Source organism: Microbacterium sp., from assembly GCF_035554235.1.
Lineage (GTDB): Bacteria > Actinomycetota > Actinomycetes > Actinomycetales > Microbacteriaceae > Microbacterium.
Genome location: NZ_DATMIO010000274.1, coordinates 1 through 5,022, shown reverse-complemented (window position 1 = coordinate 5,022; position 5,022 = coordinate 1). Strand labels below are relative to the sequence as shown.

Annotated in this window: 6 protein-coding genes; 3 read left to right on the top strand and 3 right to left on the bottom strand. The window is 69.7% G+C overall.

What is annotated here, in order from left to right:
* Positions 1 to 1,734: alpha-glucan family phosphorylase (glgP, locus tag VNT50_RS13950; RefSeq protein ID WP_325485715.1), on the bottom strand; the 1,734-nt coding region annotated here is incomplete at its 3' end.
* A gap of 83 nt (positions 1,735 to 1,817) precedes the next feature.
* Between glgP and VNT50_RS13945 the strand changes: the two genes are divergently transcribed.
* The 3 genes from VNT50_RS13945 (at position 1,818) to VNT50_RS13935 (ending at position 3,369) form a co-directional block, all read left to right on the top strand.
* Positions 1,818 to 2,033 carry a response regulator gene (locus VNT50_RS13945; protein WP_325485714.1) on the top strand — a complete coding sequence of 72 codons (216 nt, stop codon included), beginning with the start codon at positions 1,818 to 1,820 and terminating at the stop codon, positions 2,031 to 2,033.
* 9 nt (positions 2,034 to 2,042) lie between these two features.
* Positions 2,043 to 2,651 carry a CYTH domain-containing protein gene (locus tag VNT50_RS13940; protein WP_325485713.1) on the top strand — a complete coding sequence of 203 codons (609 nt, stop codon included), beginning with the start codon at positions 2,043 to 2,045 and terminating at the stop codon, positions 2,649 to 2,651.
* Between the two features lie 292 nt (positions 2,652 to 2,943).
* Positions 2,944 to 3,369, top strand: coding sequence for a DUF1761 domain-containing protein (locus VNT50_RS13935; protein ID WP_325485712.1), 426 nt, complete (start codon positions 2,944 to 2,946; stop codon positions 3,367 to 3,369).
* Between the two features lie 23 nt (positions 3,370 to 3,392).
* Here the strand turns inward: VNT50_RS13935 and lpdA are convergent, their stop codons facing one another.
* The gene (gene lpdA / locus VNT50_RS13930) at positions 3,393 to 4,790 is read right to left on the bottom strand and encodes a dihydrolipoyl dehydrogenase (protein WP_325485711.1); all 1,398 of its coding nucleotides are present in this window, start codon (positions 4,788 to 4,790) and stop codon (positions 3,393 to 3,395) included.
* Between the two features lie 9 nt (positions 4,791 to 4,799).
* The coding region (locus VNT50_RS13925) for a hypothetical protein (RefSeq protein WP_325485710.1) at positions 4,800 to 5,022 on the bottom strand (223 nt) is incomplete at its 5' end.

The following is a 5,022-nucleotide window of genomic DNA, read 5'->3' as shown; positions in this document are numbered from 1 at the left end:
GATGTCGTAGTCGGGCAGGAACACGATGCGTCCGCGCACCTTGGGGTCGCGGCTGAATCGCACGAGCTGCTGGATGAGGATCTTGCCCGAATCATCCGCCGGGTGCGATTTGCCGCCGATCACGATCTGCACCGGACGCTCCGGATCGGTCAGCAGCCGCGTGAGCCGCTCGGGCTCGCGCAGCATGAGCGTAAGGCGCTTGTACGTCGGCACACGGCGCGCGAAGCCGATCGTGAGGATCGTCGGGTCGAGCATGTGCTCGATCCAGGCGGGGGCACGATCGCGTCCGCTGGCCTGCATGGCGGATGCCGCGACCCGGCGTCTCGCCTCGCCCACGAGCTCGTCCTTCATGAGGGAGCGGACACCCCAGAGCTCCTCGTCCGAAACGGCCCCGGCATCCCGCCAGTCGTGTGTGTCGGTGTACGCGTCGCCGAACGCGCGCTCGCTGACCGCCTTGAGCGCCGGATGCACCCACGTGGGGGCGTGCACGCCGTTCGTTATCGACGTGATCGGAACCTCGTCGGTGTCGACTCCCGGCCAGAGCTGGCCGAACATGCCGCGGCTGACGGCGCCGTGCAGCAGGGAGACGCCGTTGGCGTGCTGCCCGATGTGCAGGCCGAGGACGGCCATGTTGAACACCGAGTGGTCGCCGCCCTCGTAATCCTCGAGCCCGAGGGTGAGGGCGCGCTGCGCATCGATGCTCTCGAGCAGGCCGCTTGCGAGGTACTCGGAGATCAGGTCGCGCGGAAAACGGTCGATGCCGGCCGGGACGGGCGTGTGCGTCGTGAAGACGGTGGATGCGCGCACCTGGGCGAGCGCCTCGTCGAAGGTCAGGCCGTCGTGGGTGATGAGCTCCGACATCCGCTCGAGGCCCTGGAACCCGGCGTGCCCCTCGTTCGTGTGGTACACATCGGGCGCCGGGCGGTCGGTGATCGCGCAGAACGCGCGCACCGCGCGCACGCCGCCGACCCCCAGCAGCAGCTCCTGCAGCAGGCGGTGCTCGCCGCCGCCGCCATAGAGCCGGTCGGTGACGCGGCGCATCTCATCGGAGTTCGAGGGCGTCTCGGAATCGAGCAGCAGCAGAGGCACGCGGCCGATGTCGGCGACCCAGACGCGGGCATGCAGGTACCGGTCGTGCGGCAGGGCGAGCGTGACCTCGACGGGGGAGCCGTCGTTCTCGCGCAGGAGGGTCAGGCCGAGGCCGTACGGGTCGAGCAGCGGGTAGCTCTCACGCTGCCAGCCGTCGTCGCCGATCGACTGCCGGAAGTAGCCGGCGCGGTAGAAGAGTCCGACCCCCGTCAGCGGCACACCGAGATCGGACGAGCTCTTCAGATGATCGCCGGCCAGGATGCCGAGCCCGCCCGAGTACTGGGGCAGCGAGCCGTCCACGCCGAACTCGGGTGAGAAGTACGCGATGTGCGCGGGCTTCGGGCCCTCGAGGCCCTGATACCAGCGGTCGCCCGTCAGGTACGCCTCGAGCCGCTCGGACTCCTCGCGCACGCGCTGCACGAACTGGTCGTCGGCGGCGAGCTCGTCGAGCCGCGCCTGACCGAGCGCCCCCAGCATCCGCGCCGGGTTGGCGCCCACGTCGTTCCACAGCTTCGGATCCATCGACTCGAAGAGCGCATGCGTCGCGCGGCTCCACGACCAGCGCCAATTGGCGGCGAGGGTGTCGAGAGCGGAGAGGGAGTGGGCGAGGACAGGTCGGACCGTGAACGTGCGGATGGCCTTCATGCGGCCGATTCTAAGGGACCTGCAAACGCTTGCCGGACGCGCGTGCGGGGGCTCGATGCCGGGGCCGGGTCTACTGTGGGGGGATGGCAATCGCACGTCTTCACGGTGGGCCCCTCGACGGGCAGCTGCTGCCCCTCGAGTCGCCCGAACTCGCATCGCTCATCGTCCCTTACGGGGAGGGTCAGATCATCTACCGGCGTGAGGGAGATCTCGAGCGCACGGGGCAGGGAGACGGGCCCTCCGAGGCCGAGTTCTGGTTCGTCGAGGCGACGGATGAGATCGGGCCCGGCGACGACTGAGGGCCGCGCGTGACCGCTCCGTCGAGTTCGCACGAGATCGAGCGCAAGTTCGACGTCGACGACCAGACGCCCCTTCCCGACTGGACGGGGCTGCCTGGCGTCGTCACCGTGGCCGAGGCGGAGATCCGGCCGCTGGATGCCGCGTACTGGGACACCGCGAGCCTCGATCTCGCGCGCGCGGGGGCGGCGCTGCGGCGCCGCACGGGAGGGCCGGATGCCGGATGGCACCTGAAGGGCGCCCTTGTGCACGGGGGGCGCACCGAGCTGCAGTGGCCGCTCGGTGACACCCCCGACATCCCCGCGGAGGTGCTCGATCGCATCGCCGAGTTCACCACCGAGCCGCTCCTGCCCCTTGCCCGCATCCAGAACGAGCGCACGGCATACGCCCTGCGCGGCGCCGACGGCCGCACGGTCGCCGAGTTCGTGGACGACCGCGTGCGCTCCACCGACCTTCGCTCCGGCGCCCGCCGCTCGTGGCGCGAGTGGGAGATCGAACTCGCGGTGGCCGCACCGGCCGACATCGACGGATTCTTCGCCGCGGTCGAGCGCGCCGTGCATGCCGCGGGCGCGCGGAAGGCGGCATCCGCCTCGAAGCTCGCCCGAGCCCTGGGGCACTGACCCGCCCAGACACCAACGCCGCCCTTCGGCTTCGATAAGGGGCGGCGTCGGTCACTCCCGCGTGCGGGCGTTGCCGCGAGTCTAGGATCCCGCGGTGCTCCGCGCCAGGGGTGTGAACGCCAGCCTTCCTTCGCCCGCACCGCCACCGCCCGCCGGCCTTTCGCGCGACACTCGGTCGGGCGGCCGAGACTCGCGGCGACGCGCCGAGTGCCGGACGCCGTGCCGATTCTCGGCAGGACCTGTAGCGTTCGCGTCAGGAGCCGCACCGCAGCGGCCACGAAGGGAGTCCGCCATGTTCCTCATCGACACGCTGCCCACGCTGAACTGGTGGGCCGTGCTCCTCGCCGCCGTCTCGAGCTTCGCCGTCGGGGCGATCTGGTACGCGCGCCCGGTGCTCGGCCGCGCCTGGATGAAGGAGATCGGGGTCGACCCCGACAATCCGGGGGATCGCTCGGGCATGGCCGTCGTCTTCATCGGGGTCTTCATCGCGTCGTTCCTGACGGCCGTCGTGCTCGCGACGATCTTCGCGGGTACGGGCACCAGCGGGCTGCTCGAGGGCTTCCTGGTCGGCGCCGTGATCGGCCTGATCGTCCGCGGCGGGGCGCACGTCATCCACAACGGCTTCGCCGGCCGCAGCGCGACCCTCACGACGATCGACGTCGCCCACGACACGGTCGCGATCGCGATCATGGGAGCGATCATCGGCGTATGGCCCTGATCGAGGCCTCCCGAGGCCGACGCTCAGAGGTTGATCATGTGCCCCGCGAGGCCGTGGAACGCCTCCTGCACGGCCTCCGACAGCGTCGGGTGCGTGTGCACGTTGCGTGCCGCTTCGAGGGCTGTGAGGTCCCACTTCTGCGCGAGCGTCAGCTCGGGAAGCAGCTCTGACACGTCGGGTCCGATCAAGTGCCCGCCGAGCAGTTCGAGGTGCTCGGCGTCGGCGACGAGCTTGACGAAGCCGATGGGCTCGCCGAGGCCGTTCGCCTTGCCGTTGGCGCTGAACGGGAACTTGGCGACCTTGACGTCGTAGCCCTCGTCCCGGGCCTGCTGCTCGGTGAGCCCGAACGAGGCGACCTGGGGCGAGCAGAACGTCGCGCGCGGCATCATCCGGTAGTCGCCCAGCGGCATCGTCTCGGCCTTGCCGATGGTCTCGGCGGCCACGACGCCCTGCGCCTCGGCGACGTGTGCGAGCTGCAGCTTGGCGGTGACGTCACCGATCGCGTAGATGTGCGGCACGTTCGTGCGCATGTGGTCGTCGATGGCGATCGCCCCGCGCTCGGTGAGCTGAACGCCGGACTTCTCGAGCCCGAAGCCCTCGACGCGCGCCGCGAAGCCGATCGACATGAGAACCTTGTCGGCCTCGATCGAGCCCTGCGTGCCGTCCTTCGCCGTGTACGACACGGTGACCTTCTCGCCCGAGTCGACGACCGTCTCGACCTTCGTCGAGGTCAGGATGTCGATGCCGTAGCCCTTGTACTGGCGGGCGATCTCCTTCGAGACATCCGCGTCCTCGTTGGGCAGCGCCCGGTCGAGGAACTCGATGATCGTGACCTTGACGCCGTAGTTGGCGAGGACGAAACCGAACTCCATGCCGATCGCGCCGGCGCCGACGATGACGATCGAGCCGGGCAGGTCGCGCGTGAGGATCTGCTCCTCGTACGTGACGACGTTCTCGCTCAGGGTGACGCCCGGAAGCAGGCGCACGGTCGAGCCGGTCGCGATGATCGCGTTGTCGAACGTCACGCGCTCGCTCGATCCGTCGGCCTTGGCCACGTCGATCGTGTTCGCGTCGACGAAGGCCCCGCGCCCTTCGTACTCCGTGACCTTGTTCTTCTTCATCAGGTAGTGGATGCCCTTGACATGGGTGTCTGCGACCTTGCGGCTGCGATCCCACGCGACGCCGAAGTCGAAGTGCACGTCGCCCGAGATGCCGAACAGCTCGGCCTTGTGGGTGAACTGGTGCGCGAGGTCTGCGTTCTTCAGCAGTGCCTTGGAGGGGATGCAGCCGACATTGAGGCAGACACCGCCCCAGTACTTCTCTTCGATGATCGCGACGGAAAGGCCGAGTTGGGCGCTGCGAACGGCCGCGACATATCCGCCGGGACCCGCGCCAAGGATGACGACGTCGTAGTGAGGCATGCCTCAAGCCTATCGGTCGGCGGGGGGCTCGCTTCCGGTCCGCGGGGCCTCCTCGTCGCGCTCGCGGCGACGGCGCCGGACGAGCACGATGGCGCCGATGACGGCAGCGGCGATGGCGGCGGCCACCAGCACGGGGAGCAGATTGACGAAGAGCGTCGCGCCCCAGTCCACGGACATGTCGTCGGCGAGCTCGGTCTCGGTCGGCGTCGGCGTCGCGGTCGCGGCGGGTGTC

What these genes read in the sequence shown, in the direction of transcription:
- lpdA (WP_325485711.1), bottom strand. Translation starts at nt 4,790, where the DNA reads ATGCCTCACTACGACGTCGTCATCCTTGGCGCGGGTCCCGGCGGATAT.
- VNT50_RS13945 (WP_325485714.1), top strand. Translation starts at nt 1,818, where the DNA reads ATGGCAATCGCACGTCTTCACGGTGGGCCCCTCGACGGGCAGCTGCTG.
- VNT50_RS13935 (WP_325485712.1), top strand. Translation starts at nt 2,944, where the DNA reads ATGTTCCTCATCGACACGCTGCCCACGCTGAACTGGTGGGCCGTGCTC.